18 protein-coding genes are annotated in these 20,477 nt (G+C 69.4%); 17 read left to right on the top strand and 1 reads right to left on the bottom strand.

All coding sequences use genetic code 11. From position 1 onward, the window contains the following. The first annotated feature begins 39 nt into the window (after nt 1-39). From BN1193_RS13635 to BN1193_RS13620, 4 genes are all read left to right on the top strand, one after another. Nucleotides 40-1,107, top strand: a complete 1,068-nt coding sequence (locus BN1193_RS13635) for an extracellular solute-binding protein (protein ID WP_195907870.1) — start codon at nt 40-42, stop codon at nt 1,105-1,107. A gap of 147 nt (nt 1,108-1,254) precedes the next feature. Continuing rightward, a complete protein-coding gene (locus BN1193_RS13630) occupies nt 1,255-2,436 on the top strand; it encodes a type 2 periplasmic-binding domain-containing protein (protein WP_040167359.1) in 1,182 nt (393 codons plus the stop codon). A gap of 118 nt (nt 2,437-2,554) precedes the next feature. Next, nucleotides 2,555-4,249: an ABC transporter permease gene (locus tag BN1193_RS13625; protein WP_040167357.1), complete on the top strand. Its 1,695-nt coding sequence runs from the start codon at nt 2,555-2,557 to the stop codon at nt 4,247-4,249. A 13-nt stretch (nt 4,250-4,262) separates the two neighbouring features. After that, the gene (locus BN1193_RS13620) at nt 4,263-5,384 is read left to right on the top strand and encodes an ABC transporter ATP-binding protein (RefSeq protein WP_052460790.1); all 1,122 of its coding nucleotides are present in this window, start codon (nt 4,263-4,265) and stop codon (nt 5,382-5,384) included. Nucleotides 5,385-5,483: 99 nt separating this feature from the next. Here the strand turns inward: BN1193_RS13620 and BN1193_RS13615 are convergent, their stop codons facing one another. Beyond that, on the bottom strand, nt 5,484-6,212 hold the full coding sequence (locus BN1193_RS13615) for an SDR family NAD(P)-dependent oxidoreductase (protein WP_040167355.1): 729 nt from the start codon (nt 6,210-6,212) through the stop codon (nt 5,484-5,486). A 130-nt stretch (nt 6,213-6,342) separates the two neighbouring features. On the opposite strand from BN1193_RS13615, the gene BN1193_RS13610 reads away from it, so the two are divergent. The 13 genes from BN1193_RS13610 (at nt 6,343) to BN1193_RS13550 (ending at nt 20,444) form a co-directional block, all read left to right on the top strand. Then, nucleotides 6,343-7,728 (top strand): flavin monoamine oxidase family protein, encoded by a 1,386-nt coding sequence (locus BN1193_RS13610; protein WP_052460788.1) that lies wholly within the window; start codon nt 6,343-6,345, stop codon nt 7,726-7,728. Then, nucleotides 7,725-9,074: a 4-aminobutyrate--2-oxoglutarate transaminase gene (gene gabT / locus BN1193_RS13605; protein ID WP_040167353.1), complete on the top strand. Its 1,350-nt coding sequence runs from the start codon at nt 7,725-7,727 to the stop codon at nt 9,072-9,074. Before BN1193_RS13610 ends, gabT begins: the two co-directional genes overlap by 4 nt. Nucleotides 9,075-9,132: 58 nt before the next feature. Next, entirely contained in the window at nt 9,133-10,311 is a 1,179-nt protein-coding gene (locus BN1193_RS13600) for an MFS transporter (protein WP_040167351.1), read from the top strand. Further along, nucleotides 10,295-11,104, top strand: a complete 810-nt coding sequence (locus BN1193_RS13595) for an IclR family transcriptional regulator (RefSeq protein ID WP_230206507.1) — start codon at nt 10,295-10,297, stop codon at nt 11,102-11,104. The genes BN1193_RS13600 and BN1193_RS13595 overlap by 17 nt, the downstream gene beginning before the upstream one ends. A 194-nt stretch (nt 11,105-11,298) precedes the next feature. After that, nucleotides 11,299-12,957 carry an amidohydrolase gene (locus BN1193_RS13590; RefSeq protein ID WP_040167349.1) on the top strand — a complete coding sequence of 553 codons (1,659 nt, stop codon included), beginning with the start codon at nt 11,299-11,301 and terminating at the stop codon, nt 12,955-12,957. A 64-nt stretch (nt 12,958-13,021) separates the two neighbouring features. Then, nucleotides 13,022-14,227 carry an LLM class flavin-dependent oxidoreductase gene (locus BN1193_RS13585; RefSeq protein WP_040167347.1) on the top strand — a complete coding sequence of 402 codons (1,206 nt, stop codon included), beginning with the start codon at nt 13,022-13,024 and terminating at the stop codon, nt 14,225-14,227. Further along, the gene (locus tag BN1193_RS13580) at nt 14,224-14,670 is read left to right on the top strand and encodes a cupin domain-containing protein (RefSeq protein WP_040167345.1); all 447 of its coding nucleotides are present in this window, start codon (nt 14,224-14,226) and stop codon (nt 14,668-14,670) included. Before BN1193_RS13585 ends, BN1193_RS13580 begins: the two co-directional genes overlap by 4 nt. A gap of 21 nt (nt 14,671-14,691) precedes the next feature. Further along, nucleotides 14,692-16,110: an FAD-binding oxidoreductase gene (locus tag BN1193_RS13575; protein ID WP_040167343.1), complete on the top strand. Its 1,419-nt coding sequence runs from the start codon at nt 14,692-14,694 to the stop codon at nt 16,108-16,110. Continuing rightward, a complete protein-coding gene (locus BN1193_RS13570) occupies nt 16,107-16,562 on the top strand; it encodes a cupin domain-containing protein (RefSeq protein WP_141396694.1) in 456 nt (151 codons plus the stop codon). The genes BN1193_RS13575 and BN1193_RS13570 overlap by 4 nt, the downstream gene beginning before the upstream one ends. A 1-nt stretch (nt 16,563) precedes the next feature. After that, nucleotides 16,564-17,304, top strand: coding sequence for an SDR family NAD(P)-dependent oxidoreductase (locus BN1193_RS13565; RefSeq protein ID WP_040167341.1), 741 nt, complete (start codon nt 16,564-16,566; stop codon nt 17,302-17,304). A 37-nt stretch (nt 17,305-17,341) separates the two neighbouring features. Continuing rightward, the gene (locus BN1193_RS13560; RefSeq protein WP_052460786.1) at nt 17,342-18,139 is read left to right on the top strand and encodes an N-acyl homoserine lactonase family protein; all 798 of its coding nucleotides are present in this window, start codon (nt 17,342-17,344) and stop codon (nt 18,137-18,139) included. A gap of 14 nt (nt 18,140-18,153) precedes the next feature. Beyond that, complete coding sequence (locus BN1193_RS13555) at nt 18,154-19,287, top strand: zinc-binding dehydrogenase (RefSeq protein WP_040167340.1); 1,134 nt, start codon at nt 18,154-18,156, stop codon at nt 19,285-19,287. Beyond that, entirely contained in the window at nt 19,275-20,444 is a 1,170-nt protein-coding gene (locus BN1193_RS13550) for an iron-containing alcohol dehydrogenase family protein (protein WP_230206506.1), read from the top strand. The genes BN1193_RS13555 and BN1193_RS13550 overlap by 13 nt, the downstream gene beginning before the upstream one ends. The last annotated feature ends 33 nt before the right edge of the window (nt 20,445-20,477 follow it).

The following is a 20,477-nucleotide window of genomic DNA, read 5'->3' as shown; positions in this document are numbered from 1 at the left end:
GGACCGACGAAGCTGATCTTCGAACGGGAAGGAATGTCGATGCACAAGGGAGTGCGATTGGCCATGGCGGGAGGAGTCATCGCGCTCCTGGTGGCGCTGGCGGGGTGCGGCGGAGGAGCATCGGCGGAGGGCGAGTCCCTGGACCTGGTCTACTTCAACGGCGGGCAGGGCAGCGACACCTTCACGCAGGCGATGGAGTCGACGATCTGGGCGTCGTTCACGAAGAAGGGCGGCACCGTGAAGAGCCAGTCCGGCGACTGCGGTATCTCGCGGCTGGAGCAGGAGGTCGAGGCGAACAACGTCACCTCATCGCTGTGGCAGTTCTGCAGCCTTGCCGAGATGGACTCCGCGATCTCGGAGGGTCTGCTGCAGCCGCTCGATCCCGAGGTCTTCCCGGCGGATGAGATCGCCGACGGCTATGTCCGCGCGGATGGGCTCGCCTTCGGATCGTGGACGATCGCGATGCTCTACGACGGTGCCGCGGTCTCCGGCGAGATGACGAGCATCGCGGACTTCTTCGACACCGAGCGCTTTCCGGGCAAGCGGTGCGCGACGAACTATCCGCAATTCTCCGGCCTGTTCGAAGAGGCGATGCTGTACCAGGGAGCGAAGCCGAAGAGCGTCTACCCGATCGACGTCCCGGCTGTTTACAAGGAACTCGACCGGATCCGCGGAGACCTCGTCCTCTTCGACAACACCGCCGAGGGCAGCCAGGACCTCCTCACCGGCCAGTGCGCGATCATCCTCAACGGCGGCGCGGACGCGATGGAACTCGTGAAGGAGAATCCGAGCCGCGACTTCCACGTCGTGCAGAACGACGGTGTGCGCGGCTTCTCCGGCCTCGGTATCCCCGCGCACGCCCCGAACGCGTCCGCGGCGAACATCATGCTCCGCGACATGATCGAGGATCGCGCCGCGCAGCAGGCGATGGTGGAGACCACCGGTATCGTGCCGTTCATGCTGGCGAAGCCGCTGGAGATGCCGGCTTCGCTCGCCGACTGGGAGGGCATGCTCGTCGGCGACGGATTCATTCCGCAGGACGAGACCTGGTACCAGGACGAGGCGGAATCCATCAACCGGGACTGGAACGCCTGGGTCGTCGGCTGAGATCGCGAGGGCGATGTCCCTCGATGCGCGCGTGCCCGTCGGTCCTGTGAGTGGCACCGCGCGTTGACGCTCGGTCTCACGCACTGCTAGCGTCGCCCTCGATTCGCACACATGGAGTTATGTCCGTATATACGATTGGTAGGCAACATGAGGCAGGTCAAGTCCACGCTTCGGCTCGGTCGTCGTCGAACCCTGCGACGCAGCGCGATCGCGCTCGCAGGGTCGGTCATCGCCGGGCTCGTCCTGGCCGGCTGCAGCGCTGCCGCCGACCCGAAACCGACCGAAGCACCCGCGGCCGTCACGAAGTTCAGCACCGAACGCGACGTCGCCCTGAAGACCCATATGGACGAGTTGTACGCCGAGGCCGTGGCGTCCGGGAACACCGAGGTGGTCTTCGGCTTCTCCGACGTGCCCTCGATGGTCGACGGATTCCCGGCGATGGTGGACGCCTTCCACGAGTTCTATCCCGACATCAAGATCACGCTGAAGCCGATCAGCTTCGGAACGTTCAGCTCGATCGTCATGACGGAGGAGGACACCGGCCAGCGCACCGCCGATCTGCTCTACAACTCCCTCCTCGCGCTCAGCGAGCTGATGGACGCGGATCGAATCAAGACCGACATCGACTGGACCGCGTTGGGGGCGGACCCAGCGCGTGCGGACGCTCCCGGGCAGATCGCCCTCGGCGACGGCACGTGCGTCGGCGCGATCTACAACAAGCAGTTCGTCAATGAGGCCGACCTCCCGGACGAGATCACGGGCTTCACCGATCCGAAATGGAAGGGGATGCTCACCAGCCAGGCCTTCAACGCCTACGCGTGCTGGGGCTTCCGTGCTCTTGCGACCGACCTGGATGACACGTTGGCGACTCTGAAGACGCTGACTTCTCAGAACGGGTTGAGCTTCAACGAGAACACGTTCGCTCAGCAGGTCGCCTCCGGTGAACGCCCCGTGATGCTCATGGGGAACCACCAGCAGGCCAGCTACCTGAAGGACGCCGGCATGGCCGCCGAGGACATCGGACTGAAGCTTTACCCGGGGACGGGCGTGTTCCGGCAGCGCGGCGCCGTGGTCGCGAGCACGAAAGCCCTGGAGGCCACGGAGCTCTGGTCGCTGTTCATGACGACGGACCTGGCGCAGCCGATCTGGTGGGACGACCTGGTGATGACCGGGTTCCTCGGCGATCCCGAGTCGAAGCTGACCAAGTTGCTCAACGAGGCAGCGGGTGGGACCGGCACGGAGTCGGGCTTCTTCGTCGTCGATGCCGAGGACAACTATCGCGAGCGCATCAAGGCGATGTCGGCGATCCAGGCACTGGTCACCGAGTAGAACCCCGATCGGTGGTGCTCCGAGCCAGGACGGCCTGGAGCACCATCGGCGTGGCCATGGTCCAGCAGGAAGAGGAGGAGGGCTGTCGGGGGCGGGCCGTCCGAAGAGGTCCCCGTTCGTGCTGGTGACATCGCTGCTGGTCGGGCTCGTCGTCGTCGTTCCGGTGCTGTTCATGGTGTTCGCATCGTTCCGCGGGCCGGGCTCGAAGCTGCCGCTCTCTCCGAACGCGGAGACGACCCTCGCGAACTACGTCGAGGTCTTCGGCAGCGCGGTGGTCGGCCGCACGCTGGTTGACACGGCGATCTACGTCGGCGGCTCCCTCCTGGTCGCGATGGTGATCGGCGTCCCGCTCGCGTGGCTGCTCGAGCGCAGCGATCTGCCGGGCCGGCGGTTCATCTGGCTGCTGGTGTTCGCCCCGATGGTCATCCCGTCCATCACGGACGCGCAGATGTGGGCCCTGCTCTTCGCGGAGCGGTACGGCCTGTTCAACCGGATTCTTCGCGTCTTCATGCCGTCGCTGCAGACCGGACCGCTCTCGCCCTCTGATCCGTTCGCCATGGTGCTCGCCCAGGGCATGATGGTGCTGCCGTTCGTCGTGCTGTTCCTGCAGACGACCTTCCGGAACATGGATTCCAGCTACACGGAGGCGAGCCTGATGAGCGGCGCTCGCGGAGTCCAGACCTTCTTGCGGGTCACGTTGCGGCTCGCGCTTCCCGCGATCCTCAGCGTCGCGCTGCTGCTGAGCGTCACCCTCCTCGGCGCCTTTGAGATCCCGCTGGTGTTCGGCATCGGCGAAGGCCTCACGCCACTGGGCGTTCGGCTCTACGTGATGCTCAACCCCGCGGGCCAGATTCCGGCGTACGGGGAGATCGCGGCCTTCGGCGTGCTGATCACGCTGATCTCGTTCGTTCTCATCCTCGCGTACAGCCGGTTCACGCGATCCGGGGACAGCTACGCGACGCTGGGCGGAAAGGGCGTGCGCTCATCACGGACCTCTCTCGGTGCCTGGCGTTGGCCGCTGTTCGCGGTGATCGGCGTGTTCCTGGTCGTCACCGTCGGCTCACGGTTGCTCATGCTGGTCGCGCAGAGCCTCATGCCGGTCGTCGCGAACATCAACCTCACCACTCTCGGCCGGGCGTCGTTCCAGGCCTACGAGCGACTGTTCGCGAACCCCGCCTTCCCGACCTCCATCCGGATCACGGCGACCGTCGCGATCCTGTCCGCGATCGTCACCGTCGTCCTCCCGTTCGCCATGGCGTGGATCGTGGTGCGCTTCCGCGGGAAGCGCTGGGTTCGCACCGTGCTGGACCTGATGGCGTCGGCATCGCTCGGTGTCCCGGGCCCGGTCGCGGGCTTCGCCTTCCTCATCCTCTTCCTGGCTTTGAACACGTGGATCCCCCTGTACGGCACGATCGCAGCACTGACGTTCGCGTACTGCTTCCGGGTCGGTTACAGCTACCGGTACGCGTCCGCGGCGATGATCCAGATCAACAAGGATCTGGAGGAAGCGTCGTCCCTGTCCGGGGCCTCCCGCACACGAACGTTGCGGTCGATCATCGCGCCGCTGCTCGCTCCCACCGTGATCTTCCTCTTCGTGCTGCAGCTGATGACGGCCGTGCAGGAGTTCAGCGTGCCGCTGTTCCTGCCGACGACCGACGGACCGCCCCTCAGCGTCTTCACCTTCAACCTCATCAACACCGCCAAGGCATCTGAAGCGGCGGCCGTCGGAGTGCTGACGGTGCTCACCTTCCTGGTCGTCATCGGAGTGGGAGCGCTCATCGCACGCCGCTTCCGGCCGACCGAGGACCGATGAGGCGCGCGGCATCATGACGACAGACAACGAAACGGACGGTGGCCCGATGCTCACGATCGAGGGACTCCGCAAGACCTATCACACCCGCCACGGAGAGGTGGAGGCGTCGAAAGGCCTCACCTTCACGGTCGACGAAGGAGAGATCCTGGCGCTCGTGGGTCCGAGCGGGTGCGGCAAGACCACCGCCCTGCGGTGTGTGGCCGGGCTCGAGACCCCCGATGGCGGACGCATCGTGATCGATGGTCGCGAGGTCTACTCCGCGTCGGCGAAGTCCGCCGTCTCGCCCGAGCACCGGGACGTCGGCATGGTGTTCCAGTCCTACGCCGTGTGGCCGCACATGACCGTGTACGAGAACGTGGCGTATCCGCTGCGGGTGTCCAAGGAGCGGATCCCGCGAGAAGAGCTGGATCGCCGTGTGCGGGAAGCGCTAGCGCTCGTCCGGATCTCGGAGCTCGCCGACCGCCGCCCCGCGATGCTCAGCGGTGGCCAGCAGCAGCGCGTCGCGATCGCACGAGCCGTCGCCCGCGGGTCGAAGGTGCTGCTGTTCGATGAGCCACTGAGCAACCTGGACGCGAAGCTGCGCGAGGAGATGCGCGGTGAGCTGCGCGCGCTGTGCAAGTCCGTCGGCGCGACGGTGCTGTACGTCACCCACGACCTCAGCGAGGCGCTCGCGCTCGCGGATCGGCTCCTGGTCCTCGACGGGGGAACGATCGCGCAGGAGGGTGCACCGGAGGACATCTACTTCCGGCCGCGGTCGGTCTTCGTGGCGTCGTTCCTCGGCCACCAGAACCTCCTCTCCGGCAACGCCACGGCGCAGGGGGACAGGATCCGGATCGACACCCCGGTGACGTCCTTCACCGTGGGCGCGGATGCCTCTCCCGTTCAGACGGGCGCGGTCAGCGCGGTCATCCGACCCGAGGCGCTGAGCATCCGACCGGTTCCAGACGGACAGCACGACGCGACCATCGAGGAGTCCCTGTTCCTCGGTTCCACGGTGGAGTACCTGATCCGAGGGAAAACGGGCGAATCACTGATCGCTCGTCTCCCTTCCCTCGGTGAGCGACTCGCAGTCCAGCGGACGGTCGCCGTCACCGTGGACCCCTCGGGAGTCACGCTGATCGATGAGTCCGCGTGATGACCACTCGATCGGGGGAGTGAATGCACACGTATCGGCGGATCGGACTCGCTGACGCCCTCCGGATGCTCGCCCCGCCATCCTCCTGAGGCGACCCGATCACATGACGGAGCCGGCGTTGACCATGAGGAACTGGCCGGTGAGGTGGCGGGCGTCGTCGCTGCAGAGGTAGCCGATCGTGGCGGCGATCTCCTCCGGTTCCAGGAGCGCGCGCATCGGGTTCGCGACCGGGCGGCCGTGGACGGCGGAAGCATCGCCGTCGTACAGGGCGGCGGCCATCGGAGTGTCCGTCAGTCCGGGGCCGACCGCGTTGACCGTGACGCCGGCGGCCGCGCCCTCCTGCGCGACGGCCTTGGTCAGCGCGATCACACCGGCCTTGGACGCCGCGTAGGCCGCGCGTTCCGGGAGCACCCGGACGGCGCCGCTCGAGCTCAGCGTGACGATCCGGCCCCAGCCGCGCTCGATCATTCCGGGCAGGCAGGCGCGGATCGCCCGGAAGGTTCCGGACAGGTTGATCGCGAGCACGCGCTCCCACTCGTCGTCCGGGTGGCCGACGACGGCGTGCGCGGCGTTCACGGCCGCGCTCGTCACGAGGATGTCGGCCGGACCGATGGCGGCCGTCAGGGAGGCCGCTGCGGCGGCCACGCTCTCGGACCGCGCCACGTCGCATTCGGCCCACGCGCCGCCGCCCGGCGGAGCCGCGCGATCCAGCACACCGACCCGCGCGCCACGGTCGGACAGCAACCGCGCGGTGGCGAGTCCGATCCCGGATGACCCTCCGGTCACCCAGGCGACTCGCCCGGTCAAGGGCCGTGACTCATGTGCCATGGGGGCTCTCCGATCCATCGAGTTCCACACTGAACTCTTTACTCGCCGTATATACGTATGGTAATCGTAATTACGAACTTCTCGTCGTGCTGACGAAGTTCACCCCCCTTCCGCGAGTCAGGAGTCAGCGTTGATCAGTGAGTCTGCAGAACTGCCCACGAGCGCGTCCGTCGTCATCGTCGGAGCCGGCATGGCCGGCCTGACCGCGGCGCGCGAGCTGGAGGCCGCCGGCGTGACGGATGTCGTCGTCGTCGAGGCGCGCGATCGGATCGGCGGCCGGGTCGCGCCGTTCGTCCGACCCAACGGACGCGTGCTCGGACAGGGCGCTGAGTTCACCGGTGCGTTCCAGGTGGAGGTCAACAAGCTCGCCGTCGCTCTCGGTGTTGAGACCGAGCCCATCCCCTTCGGCGGAAAGTTCGTGCGCATCCACAACGGCGAGCGGTTCGAGGAGGAGTTCCCGCTCGAGTCCGACCCGGAGGCCGCCGCGGAGTTCGAGGCGACCCTGGAGAAGCTGATGGACCTCGCCGGCGAGGTCGAGGTCGACCGCCCGTGGGCCGCACCGCACGCGTTCGAATGGGACCGCACCACGGCCGCCGCGTGGTTGGACGAGAACGTCACGAGCCCGCTCGCGCGCGAGATGGTCGAGTTCGAGTTCGCCTACGACATGAAGGAGATCTCGCTGCTCTACTTCGTGTGGTGGCTGGCGCGGTTCGGGGAGTTCGAGGGCCTCGGACAGTTCACGCACCGCTTCGTCGGAGGCAGCCACCAGCTGCCGGAGGGGGTCGCCGCCCAGCTCGCTGCCGAGATCCACCTCTCCGCGCCTGTCCGGACCGTTGACTACTCCGGGGACCGCGTGCGCATCGCGACCGACCGCGGCGCGATCGAGGCCGACTACGTGATCCTCGCGATCGAGCCCAACCTCGCCGCCGGGATCGAGTTCGTCCCGACCCTGCCCGCCGCGCGGGACACGCTGCAGAATCGCTGGCTCGCCGGCTACGACGCGAAGTACTTCGCCATCTACGACCGTCCGTTCTGGCGCGAGCAGGGCCTGGCCGGCGCCGCCATGGGCCCCGCGCCGGTGGAGTTCCTGCTCGATCTGTCCCCGGCGTCCGCCGACGAGGGCGTGCTGGTCGGGCGTCGTCCGCTCACCCCCGCCCGCTGGCGCGAGTCGCAGACCGGACCCGGTGAGCCGCACACGTTCGACGTGACCACGGAGCCGGAGAAGCTGCGCGAGCTGATCCTCGACGAGCTCGTGTCCTTCTTCGGGGAAGAAGCGCGCACGCCCAAGGAGTTCTACGCGTTCGACTGGATCGGCGACCGCTGGTCCCGCGGTTCCGGAACCATGATCCCGCTCGGCATCCTCAGCACCGTCGGGCACGCGTGGCGCGCGCCGATCGACCGGATCCACTGGGCCGGTGCGGACACGGGCAAGCAGGACTGGCTGGAGGGCGCGGTCACCAGCGGACAGCGCGCCGCCACCGAAGTACACGAACGACTGAAAGGCACCGCCGAATGACCATCGTGACCGAATCCCTGGCGCAGACGCGCGTCCTGGCGACCGCGATCCCCGGACCGCGCTCGCGCGAGATGCACGCCGAGCGTCTGGCGTCCGTCGCCGATCCCATCGCCAGCGCCTTCCCGGTCTACCTGGACCGGGCGGAGGGGGCGATCCTCCGCGACGTCGACGGGAACCAGGTGATCGACCTCGCGTCCGGTGTCGCGGTCACCTCGATCGGCGCGAACCACCCCGCGGTCGTGGCGGCCGTGACCGAGCAGGTCGCCGACTTCACGCACACCTGCTACGGCGTCACGCCGTACGAGGAGTACTACCGCGTCGCGCAGCGGCTGAACGAACTCACGCCCGGCGACCACGACAAGCGCACCGCGCTGTTCTCCTCCGGCGCCGAGGCGGTCGAGAACGCGATCAAGATCGCGCGTCGCGCCACCGGACGATCCGCCGTGATCGCCTTCGACAACTCCTTCCACGGCCGCACGAACCTCACGATGGCGCTGAGTGCCAAGCAGTACCCGTACAAGCAGGGCTTCGGTCCGCTCGCCGGGGACGTGCACCGCGCCCGGATGGCCGATCCGTACCGCTGGTCGACCGGACCGGAGAACTGCGCCGACGAGGCGTTCGCCGAGTTCGTCGCGCTGGTCAATGCGCAGATCGGCGCCGGCAACGTGGCGGCGGTCATCGTCGAGCCGGTCCAGGGCGAGGGTGGCTTCATCGTGCCCGCCGCGGGCTTCCTGCCTCGGGTGCAGGCCTGGTGCCGCGAGAACGGCGTCGTGTTCATCGCCGACGAGATCCAGGCGGGCGTCGGCCGCACCGGTCGCTGGTTCGCCTCCGAGTGGGAGGGTCTGGAGCCGGACCTCATCACGATCGGCAAGGGCATCGCGAACGGTCTGCCGCTGTCTGCCGTGACCGGACGCGCGGAGCTCATGAACGCCGCGCAGGCCGGCGGCATCGGCGGTACGTACGCCGGCAACCCGATCGCGTGCGCCGCGGCGCTCGCCACGCTCGAGGTCATCGAGTCCGAGGGACTGCTCGCGCGTGCGGAGGATATCGGTGCGCTGATGCGGGCGCGCCTGGAAGCGATTCAGCAGCAGCAGCCCGCGCTCGGTGAGGTTCGCGGTCGCGGTGCCATGATCGCGGTCGAGTTCGTCGACCCGGCCACGCGGGAACCGGACGCCGCGCTCACCGGACGGATCGTGGCGGCCTGCCACGCGGCGGGCGTTCTCGTCCTCACCGCCGGAACGTGGGGCAACGTGCTGCGCTTCCTGCCGCCGCTCGTCATCTCCGACGAACTCCTGAACGACGCGTTCGACGTGATCACCGAGGCCATCGCGGCCGCGACGCGCTGACGCGCGCGGTGGGTCGGCGCCGCCGACCCACCGCGACCAGAGGAAAGGACGAACGGTCGTGCGACCATCGCATGTCTGGCCGACACTCGCGACCCTGGCGATGTTCGTCGCCCTGGGCGTGCTCGACCCGACACTGGCCCTGTTCATCGACACGGAACTCGGGCACGGCGGATGGGTTCTGGGCCTCGCCATCGGCGCTCGCACCGTCGGCGCCTGTGTGGCGGCACCCATCGCCGGATTTCTCACCACACGCTGCGGTACGGCGCGGGTGACGATCATCGGCCTGGTCCTCGTCGCGCTGTCCATCGCCGGGTATCTGGTCGTCGACGACGTCGCGCCGCTCATCCTGCTCCGCCTCCTCGGCGGCATCGGGGAAGCCGCGGCGTTCGTCGGGCTCATCCGTTCCGGGTACGACCTGGCCACCCCGGCGGGCGCGCAGCGGGCCACGGTCGTGCTCACCACGGCGCTGTTCGTCGGGCTCGGCAGCGGCGCGGTCCTGGGGGAGTCCGTCCGCCTCACCTACGGCTTCCCCGGCGTCTGGATCGTCGCGGCGTGCACGGCTCTGCTGGGAGCCGCGGCTGCGCTGCCCCTCCTGCGCGTCGCGGCCGTGACCCGGCGGGCGCGGGTGTCCCTGCGCTCCACGCCGTTGCTCCACGGCGGATCGCTGGGCTTCGCCGGAGTCGTGGTCTTCGGCATGGCCGCGTTCGCCGCGTTCTCGACGTTCGTCCCGATCCGGGCGGCGGAGCTGGGGCTGACCGACAGCGGCTCGATCTTCGCGCTCAGTGCCGGAATCATCATCGCCATCCGCGTGCTGGCCGCGGTGTTCGGCGAGGTCGGAGCGCCCTCTCGGATCGTCGTCTTCTCGCTGCTCGCGTGCGGTGGGGGATGGACCCTCGTCGCCGTGCTCCCGAGCGTCGTGGGCCTGTACCTCGGCGTCGCCGTGGCGTCCGTCGGCTTCGCGCTGCTGTACCCGACCCTGCTGCACGCCGCGGTCGGGGGAGCGGGGGACGCGAACCGGGGCGGCGCGGTGGCCACCCTCACCCTCGCCTACGACGCCGCGCAGGGCGTCGGCGCGATCGCTCTCGGCGGTGCCGCCTCGGTGGCGGGGGGCGCGAGCGGCGCGTTCGTCCTGGCGGCCGCACTGCCGCTGCTCGGTGTCGTTGCGGCGGTCGCGGTGTTCCGCCGCACGAGTCGCGATCGGCATGGAACCATGGTGAGCGATGGACAGCATGGATGACCTCGGTACCCCGGCCTCTGCGCGTGGGCCGCAGCCGCACCGCACCATCGATCGCGTGACGCAGATCCTGGAAGAGGTCATCTACCGTCCCGGAATGACGTTCACCGAACTCACCAGTGCGCTGGATGCTCCGAAGAGCTCCGTGCACGGCTTCATCCAGGGGCTGCTCTCCTCGGGCTGGCTCTACGAGGCCGATCGCCGGTTCTACCTCGGCCCCGCCGTCTACAGCCTCACGCTGGCGACGGGCAGCCTCCGGTTCGGCCTCGTCCGGCACGAGGACATGATCGCCCTGCGCGAGGCCACCGGTCTCGGCGTCCTGCTCGGCGTGCGCGTCGGGGACCATCTCATCTACGTCGCGACGGAGGAGGGCCCGGAGCCTCTTCCGGGGTTCGATGCCCGGGCGAACATCCGTCGGACGCTCCTGTCCGACGCCGGGGGATGGGCGATCCTCGCGACGCTGTCGGACGCCGAACGGCACCGGTATCTGCAGGCGCACGGCGAGGCTCAGCCTGAGCGCCGAGCCGCGTTCCAAGACGCGCTGGCGCAGCTGCAGGATCGGGGCGCCGTCGCGGTCCTGCACCCGAACCAGGGCTACGGCGAAGTCGCCGCCGGATTCGCCGACGCACGCGGCGACGCCATCGCCTCGGTCGCGCTCGTCGGCGCCGTGTCAGAGATCGAGGGGCGGACCGAGGAGCTCACGAGCCTCCTGCGCGCCCACGTGGACGGGTGGCAGGAGCGCGCCGCCGGCGCGGCCGTCGGTTCCTCGCGCACCTACCAGCGCCCCGTCTACTGACCCGCGGCACGATCCGGGGCGTCCGTCAGGGGCCTCGCCGCGCTTCGTCTCGCTTCGCTCGCTAAACGACCGGAGCCGCGGCCACCTTACTACTGACGTTTTACCGCGCCGATTTTGGGGGTTGACGACTCCCGGTGCTCCCCTCGTAATATGTAACGAAGACGCAAGTTCGTAATTACGAAGTGAGGTTCGCAGTGGAGCCGTCAACGCTGATCACCGGCCGGGTGCTCTCCCTGGCTGCAGGGTTGAGCCAGGACCAGGCCCTCGCCGTCACGGGAACCGACATCGCCGCGGTCGGCTCGACCGAGGCGGCTCGCTCCGTGCTCGGTTCGCCGGCGCGCGTACTGGATGCCGGGCGTCGCACGGTGATGCCCGGCTTCATCGACTCGCACTCGCACGCCGCGGCCACGGCGATCGACTCGGCCACGATGGTCGACTGCGTCAACTGCCACTCGATCGAGCAGATGCAGCAGATCCTGTCCGAGAACCTGCACCGGGCCGCCGACACCGGCTGGCTGATCGCGCGCGGACAGTTCCTGCTGAACCTCCGCTGGACCGAGCGCCGGTACCCGGACCGCCACGACCTGGACAAGGTCAGCACCACGATTCCGATCGCCTTCCGCGCCGGACACAAGGCCGTGCTCAACACGAAGGCTCTCGAGGTCGTCGACATCGAGCGGTATGCGGGCGTCACGCACGGTGCCGCCGGTCCCGCGAGCATCGAGCGCGAGGCGGACGGCCGTCCGAGTGGCCGGATCAACAACCTCGACCCGCTGCTGCCGCTTCCGGAGCCCACCGCCGCCGAGGTGGACGCCGCGATCCGTAACGGGGTGCGGAACCTGTTCACCGCGAAGGGCGTGACCACGACGTGCGAGATCACCGACTCTCGGGCGTCCCTGCAGACGCTCGCCGACATGGTCGATGACGGCACCGCCGGCACGCGATTCAAGCTGCTGCTGTGGGTGCCCCGGACGTACACGCTGGATGAGGCGCTGGACTGGCGGGCACAGGGGCTGACCGAGCGGGCCGGCATGTTCGACGTGCACGGCATCAAGATGTTCGCCGACGGCGGCTACACCTCCTCCGACGCGGCCACCGAGGTCCCGTACACCGCGGCGGTGGCGTCCGAGCCCGGATCGATGGGTGTGCTGTCGTTCAGCGACGACGAGCTCGCGGAGCTGTTGGACCGCCTCGGCACCGCGGGTGTCGAGCTCGCCATGCACGCGAACGGCGAGCGCTCGCAGGAGCAGCTGGCGCGCGTCCTCGAGAACTTCACCGGCACCGCGCCGAAGCTGCGGCTCGAGCACGCCGCGAACTGGGTGTGGAACGCGCAGACGCCGGACCGCTGGCGCCGGGCGAACGCCGCCCCCGTGCCGAACCCGTCCTTCATGTTCACCATGGCCCCGGCGATGCCGCACTTCCTCGGGGAGTACGGTGCGCGTTCCGGACGCCTGCCCTACCGGACGCTCCTGGACCAGGGCTGGCGCCTTCCGGCGGGCTCGGACTGCACGCCCAACTACGACATCGAGGCGTCCGACCCGTTCACGTCCATGTGGTGCGCGATGGCGCGTGAAGGCTGGGACGGGGTGCCGATCGAGCCGGAGGAGTCGATCGATCTCGAATCGGCCCTCCGCATGCACACGCAGTACCCCGCCGAGCTGCTCGGCGAGGGCGACCGCAAGGGCACGCTCGAAGCCGGCAAGCTCGCCGATCTCGTCGTCCTGGACCGCGACATCACCGCGGGCGTGGACGCCGCCACCATCCGCGACGTCCAGGTCGATCACGTCCTGCTCGGCGGACGCACCGTCTACTCCCGTCCCGGCGCCGAGCCGCTGGCGGAGAAGACCCTATGACTCATTCATCGCCGGCCGCCCTTCGCGCGAGTACCGACATCTGACGACAGAAAGAGAAAACATCATGCGCTTCGATTCCGGCCTGCTGTCCCACGTCGGCGACATCGCGGGATACCCCCACGTCCAGGAGTGGCTGGAGCTGCCCAAGCTCATCGAGTCCGCCGGCTTCACCGGTGCCTGGTCGGCCGAGCACCACTTCGGGTGGGACATCGGCATCACCCCGACCCCGACCAACCCGCTGCAGTGGGGTGCCTACGTCGCGTCCGCGACGACCACGCTGCGCATCGGCCAGTGCGGTGTCAGCCTGCCCGCGCACCACCCGCTGCGCGTGGCCGAGGACGCCGCGATGCTCGACCACATGACCGGTGGACGCATGGACTTCGGGTTCATGAAGGGCCTCTCCGGCAAGGTGTCCGGCAACTTCGATCCCGCGCCGGGTGTTCCGCGCAACCATGACCGCACCAACGGCGACGTGATGTGGGAGGCGTGGGACGTCATCAAGAAGTTCTGGAGCGGCAAGCCGTTCCGCCACGACGGCGAGTACTTCACCTTCCCGTACCCGTGGGACGGTTCGAAGATCCCGGTGGACAAGCGTGACCCGGAGATCTACGCTCCGGACGGCACGCTGGAGCACCTGAAGGGTCTCCCGCTGCCCTTCCAGAAGCCGCTGCCGCCGGCGTACACGATGTCCGACTCCATCGCCTCGACCGAGCGGTCGGCGCGCGAGGGTGTCGGCGCCTTCTGCTGGGCGAACACGTTCGAGGGCACGCGCGAGGTGTGGGCCGCCTACCGCCGCGCCGCCGAGGAGTCCGTCGCCGCCGGAACGCTGCACGAGGGCTACACGCACAAGGTCGGCATGATGCGGCCGTGCTTCGTCGCCGAGACCGACGCCGCGGCGGAGGCCGTGATGCGTCCGGCGATCAACACGCTGTTCGCCAACATCTTCGGCTCGGACAACTGGCTCGGCCGCAACGCGATGCTGGCCAGCTACGAGGAGCTCACGCCCGCCGAGCAGGCGATGGACTGGTACGACTTCCTGCTCAGCAAGAACCAGTTCTTCGTCGGCAGCCCGGAGCGGATGACCGACCAGCTCAAGCGCTACGAGGAAGAGCTCGGCGCTCGGCACCTGATCATGTACTGGTCGATGCCGCTGATCAGCTTCGAGCAGCAGAAGCAGAGCATCCGCCTCTTCGCCGACAAGGTCATGCCGAACTTCACCTCCGAGGTTCCGGACGGGGTGGAGCACCTCCCGGCCACGGCCGCGGCATGAGCGCGGCCGACGCCGCACCGGAGGCCGAGCGCTGCGGCGCGGAGATCGTGATCCGCAACATCGCGGACGTCGCCGAGATCCCGATCGGCTCCGTGACCGTGGCCCACGACCAGGGCTGGACGAAGCTGCTGGTCCGGGAGGACCTGAACGGCAGCCCGGACCTGGCCGTGGCGATGTTCCGGATGGGCCCGCATCAGCACCACCCGCCGCACCGTCATCCGAATCTCGGCGAGCTCTACTTCATCTGGGAAGGGCGCGGACGGGTCCGCGTCGGTGACCGAGTGGAGTGGGTCGAGGCCGGCACGGCGATCTACATCCCGAAGGGCGTGCCGCACGGCATGGACACGGGGGACGAGGGCGTCTCGATCCTCATCGTGTTCCCGGAGGGCGACGACGCGAACATCGTGAAGGAGTTCGTGGAGGACTCCGACGAGCGCTTCTGAGCGCTCGGGGAAGAGGAGAGCATGAGCAGCATTCCGGGTTTCACCGGGCACGTGATCGCGCCCGGCGACGGCGAGTTCGAGACGGCGCGACGGGTCTACAACCTGCAGGTCGATGTCCGTCCGGCCCTCATCGCGCAGTGCGCGACCGTCGCCGACGTGCAGGCCGTGGTGCGGTGGGCGCAGGAGGAGGGACTGCCGCTGGCCGTCCGCTCGGCGGGCAACAACTACAACGGCTGGAGCACGAGCGACGGCGGCGTCGTGGTCGACCTCGGTTCGATGCGGGACGTGGAGATCGACGCCGCTTCCCGCACGGCCCGGCTCGGCGGCGGGACGCGGACGGGTGAGGTCCTCACCGCCGCCTCCGCGTCCGAGCTCGCTCCGGCCATCGGCGTGATGTCCTCGACGGCGGTCGGGCTGCTGCTCGGCGGCGGGTTCGGGCACCTGCGCAACCGCGCCGGCTGGTCGGCGGACAACATCATCGGCGGCGATCTCGTCACCGCCGACGGCGAGTGCATCCGCGTCGACACCGAGACGAACCCCGACCTGCTCTGGGCGCTGCGCGGAGCCGGTGCCAACTTCGGCGTCGTGACGTCGTTGGATCTGCGGTTGCACAGCATGCCGCGCGTGATCCGGACCGGCACGATGCTGTGGGGCGAGGACCGCCTCGAGGAGGGGATGCGGTTCCTCCGCGACTTCCTCGGCTCGGCGAGTGAGGACCTGTCCGTGGCCGGCTGGTTGAAGCTCGCCGACGATCCGGACAACCCCGGTGCCGTGAGTGCGGAGACGCCGCCGAAGGCGATGCGCGGCCGACCGTGCGTCGAGGTGACGTACTGCCACTGGGGTGCCCCCGAGGTCGCAGAGGTGGAACTGGCCGCGCTGCGCGGCGAGGGCCGGCCCGACTTCGAGTCCCCCGGCACGACGAGCTATCGCGACTTCCACTACCGCTGGGAGGCGTCGGCGACGCGCATCTCCTGGGACGCGGTGTCGGTGTCCTCGTTCGCGGAGGACGCCATCACGGTGCTCGCCGCGACCGCCCGCGCCATGACGCTGGACGGCACCCTCCGCTGTGTCGAGCTGTTCGACCAGCGCGGGGCGCTCTCCCGCGAGGGTGAGCTGGCGAGCGCGCAGCCCCGCGCCCTCCCCACGGCGTGGAGCGTCCGACCCGGAGCGCAGGCGTCCGACCCGGCGTTCGATGACATCAACCGTGACTGGGTGCAGCAGGTCATGGCGGACGTGCTCGCCACTTCCGTCGGCATCCCGGACGTGTGCGCGCTGAACTCCGCGAGCACGCCGGTGAGCGCCGAGCGGATCCGCACCCACTACGGTGCCGGGCTGCCGAAGCTGATCGAGCTGAAGCGCACGTGGGATCCGGAGAACGTCTTCCGCAGCAACCAGAACATCGACCCCTCGTGGGCGCTGGACGAGGCGGTGCGCGCGTGAGCGCCGCCGTCATCGCTGCACCGCGCCGCGTCGTCGTGGGGATCGACGACGCGGGGCGGTCGGCGTTCCTCAGCGACGATCGCGATGCGGCCGCGCTGCCGCGCGCGAACGGCACGCTGATGCACGAACTGTGGCGGCAGGACACGCCCACGGGCGGCGTCGCGCCGGCCGTGGTCGGACCGGTGCCGGAGACCGGCTTCGTCGTGCGCACCCTGACGCTTCCTCCGCACGCGGCGGGCACGCGCCCGGCGGCGGACCTGCACACCAGCCCGGCGTCCTACGTGATCACGGTGCTCGAGGGCGAACTGCTCGTCACCGTCGAAGCCGGCGAGAGCCTGCTCGGTGCAGGCGAGACCATCGTGATCCCGGGCAGCATGCACGACATCGTCAACCCCACCGAACACCCCACGCGGATCGTGTTCACGATGTGCGCACGGACGACGGAGGCCTGAGATGACCGGCGACCTGCAGGGCCTGCGCGCCGTCATCACCGGCGCCGCGGCGGGGATCGGACGCGCGTGCGTCGACGAGTTCGTCGCGCGCGGTGCCGAGGTCATCGCGATCGACATCGTCGACGCGCACCTCCCCGCGGGTGCGCGCATGGTCATCGCGGACGTGTCCGACGATGCCGCGGTCACCGCGGCCGCCGCCGACGTCCTGCGGGACGGTGGCGTGGACATCCTCGTCAACAACGTCGGGATCACCTTCGACGGGGGCATCGAGGCGGGCGAGATCGCGGACTGGGAACGCGTGTTCTCCGTCAACGTCTTCGGGCACGTCCGCGTCACCCGGGCCTTCCTGCCGGCGCTGCGCGAATCGGACCAGGCCGCGATCGTCAACCTCGCGTCGGTCCTCGGCGTGTACGGGTTCCGGAATCGGGTGCTCTACACCGCGACCAAGGGCGCGATCCTTTCCATGAGCCGCGCGATGGCGTCTGACCTGATCACTGAGGGCATCCGCGTGAACTCGGTGATCCCCGGTGTCGTGGACACGCCCTTCGTCGCCGACGTCGTCCGCCGCGCCCCCGATCCGGAGGCGAAGCGCGCGCAGTACGACGGCCTCCAGGCGACCGGGCGGATGGTGGACCCGCGCGAGATCGCCTTCGTGATCGCCAACACCGCCAGCCCCCGATCCGGCTCCATCGTCGGTGCCAGTGTTCGCGTGGACGGCGGGTTCGGTTCGCTCGTCGGCTGATCCGGTCCCGCATCATCACGACGAAGTGAGGAAGCCCATGTACGACGTCATCGCGCTGCGATTCGCGCACCTGAACGGAACGCGTTCGCACCTGTTCCACTGCAACCACTACTTCGGGCCGGACGGACCCCAGGACGCGGACTTCTTCTTCTGGGTGATCCGCGACGGCCAGCGCACCGTTCTGCTGGACTGCGGCTTCGATCGCGCTCGCGGTGAAGCGCGCAACCGTCCGCAGGACACCGACCCGCTGGAGTTGCTGGACCGCGTCGGCGTGGACCCGGCGGATGTCTCGCTGATCATCGTCTCGCACATGCACTACGACCACGTCGGCAACCTCGCCCTGTTCCCGAACGCGCGCGTCGTGATGTCCCGGGCGGAGTACGACTACTGGACCCGGCCGGGGATCCTGGACCGCACGCTGAACAGCAAAGTCGTGGACGCGGAGGACATCGAGGCGGTGCAGACCCTCCAGGCGCTCGGACGCCTCGCGCTGATCGACGCCGACAGTGAGGTCGCGCCCGGAATCCACCTCACCGTGCTGGGCGGACACACGCCGGGTCAGCTGATCACCGAGGTCACCACGGCCGCCGGCACGCTGGTGCTCGCCTCCGACGCCTCGCACTTCGTCGAGGAGTACGCCGAGGACCGTCCGTTCTGCCTGTTCCACGACCTCGACGTCCTGCACGCCGGGTACGCGGAGCTGCGCGACCGCGCGGCTCGGGCGGACACCGTCGTCGTGCCCGGACACGACCCCGGCACGGCCGGTGCCTTCGTCGAGATCGCCGAGAACTGCTTCGACCTGACCACGGCCGTCCCGGCCGCGCTCGCCCCGTGACCCGAAGGATCGCCATGTCCCCGTCCGCCCTGCCCACCACCAGCCGCGCCGCCGTCATCACCGAGTTCGGCGCCGACCTCGAAGTCCGCGACCTGCCGGTCCCCGAGCTTGAGCCCGGAGCGCTCCTCGTCCGCGTGGACGCCGCCACCGTGTGCGGCAGTGATGTGCACGTCTGGGACGGGTCACTGCACGCCGGCGGGATCCGGCCGATCAATCTGCCGGTCGTCGCCGGGCACGAGATGGCCGGCACCGTCGTGGGCATCGGCGCCGGAGACCTCTCTTATACGGGTGGGGGCGCGGTCCGGTCCGGTGACCGAATCACCTTCACGCAGGGACGGTGCGGCACCTGCCACCATTGCGCCGTGACCCTGCAGCCGAACCTGTGCACGAGCCGGCGCAGCTACGGCGAGAACTGTGAGGCTTTCCCCTACCTCGTCGGGGGGTTCTCCGAGTACTGCTACGTCTATCCGTCGGCCCGCAAGATCAAGATCCCGGACGGCGTGCGCTCCGAATGGGCCTCGGCCGCGAGCTGCGCACTGCGGACCGTGATCGCCGCCTACGAGCGCGTCGGCCGCATCGAGCCCTGGCAGACGGTCGTCGTGCAGGGCACCGGTCCGCTCGGGCTGTTCGCGACCGCCCTGGCGAAGAAGTCCGGCGCCGGTCGCGTCATCGCCGTCGGTGCTCCCGACGACCGCCTCGAACTGGCGCGGGCGTGGGGGGCGACGGACACACTGTCGGTCGCGGACCTGCCGACGCCGGACGCGCGGATCGGTGCGGTCGCGGACCTCACCGGGGGTGTGGGCGCCGAGGTCGTCATGGAATGGTCCGGCGCCCGGACCGCGTTCGCCGAGGGCCTGGAAATGGTCCGCCGTGGCGGACGCTACCTCGTCGGCGGACAGGTGGGTCCGCACACCGTGGAGATCCAGCCGTCCACGATCATGAAGAAGGGCATCGACGTGATCGGCTCGATGTCCGGGGCCGACGCGCACTACTTCAAGGCGATGGACTTCCTGCAGCGCAACCAGGACGAGTTCGACTTCGACGCGATCCTGACCAACCGCTACGGCCTGCACGAGGTCGGTGCAGCGCTGCGCGGCATGCAGAACCTCAGCGAGATGAAACCCATCGTGGACCCGTGGTTGGCCTGATGGAGACTGCGCTGCCGTTCGTCCGTCACGTGGGTGCGCCGCTGCGTGCACTCTGGGGTGACGACGCGATCGATCGGTTGCCCGCCGAACTCGATCGGCTGCGAGCGCAGCGCGTCGTGATCGTGTGCGGACGCACGCTCGCCGGTTCCGCGGAGCTGAATGATCTGGTCCGGCCGGTTCTCGGTGCACGCTGCGCCGGCATCTTCGCCGAGGTCGCGCCGCACAGCCCCGTGCCCAGCGTGATGAAGGCCGCGGACCTGCTCCGGGAGGTCGAGGCCGATGCCGTGCTCGCGATCGGTGGCGGCTCGGCCGTCGTCACGGCCCGGGCCGCGTCGATCCTCGCCGCGGAGTCCGCCGACGTCGGCGCGCTGGCCACGCAGCGCGACGCAAACGGGCGGATGGTCAGCCCGCGACTGTCGGCACCGAAGATCCCGAACCTCGTCCTGGCGACCACGCCCACCACCGCCTACGCGAAGGCCGGCGCAGCCGTGCGAGACCCGGCGACGGGCGAGCGCCTGGCCCTGTTCGACCCGAAGGCCCGCGCCACCGCGGTCATCTTCGACCCGCGGCTGGCAGCGACCGCGCCGAGCGGACTGGTCCGGGGATCGGCGCTGAACGCGTTCGCGATGGCGGTGGACGGACTGCAGGCGGCGGGTGCCGATCCGCTGGCCGAGGCGATGCTCGCGCAGGGACTCCGGGACGCGATCCGCTTCCTCCCCGACGTCGACGACGCCGCCGCGCGCGTCCGGCTCATGCTCGCCGCGCTGATGACCGGCATCGGCAGCGATGCCGCGGGCACCGGTCTCGCGCAGGCTCTCTCGCACGCGCTCGGACCGATCTCGACGGCGGCGAACGGCGTGATCGAGGCCCTGCTTCTACCGCACACCGCCGCGTACAACCTCGGCACGACGGATGCCGGACTGACCCGCGTCGGCGAGCTGCTGCCCGAGGGCGGTGGCGACGTCGCCGAGGTCCCCGCGGCGCTCCGGGAGTATCTGCGCACGCTCGGGAGCCCGATGCGCCTGCGCGACGTGGGCGTCGAGCGGTCGCAGCTCGCGGACGTCGTCGCCCATGCCGGCGACGACTGGGCGATCACCCGTGTCCCGCGCCCGGCCGGTCCGGCCGAGCTGACCGAGATCCTGGCCGCGGCCTGGTGAAAGACCTCCGGCGCTCGGCGCCGGCGACAGAAG

It is taken from the genome of Microbacterium gorillae (assembly GCF_000826185.2).
In the GTDB taxonomy this organism is placed as follows: domain Bacteria; phylum Actinomycetota; class Actinomycetes; order Actinomycetales; family Microbacteriaceae; genus Microbacterium; species Microbacterium gorillae.
Note: the sequence above shows the minus strand (reverse complement) of the source record. Positions and strands in the feature narration are given on the sequence as shown.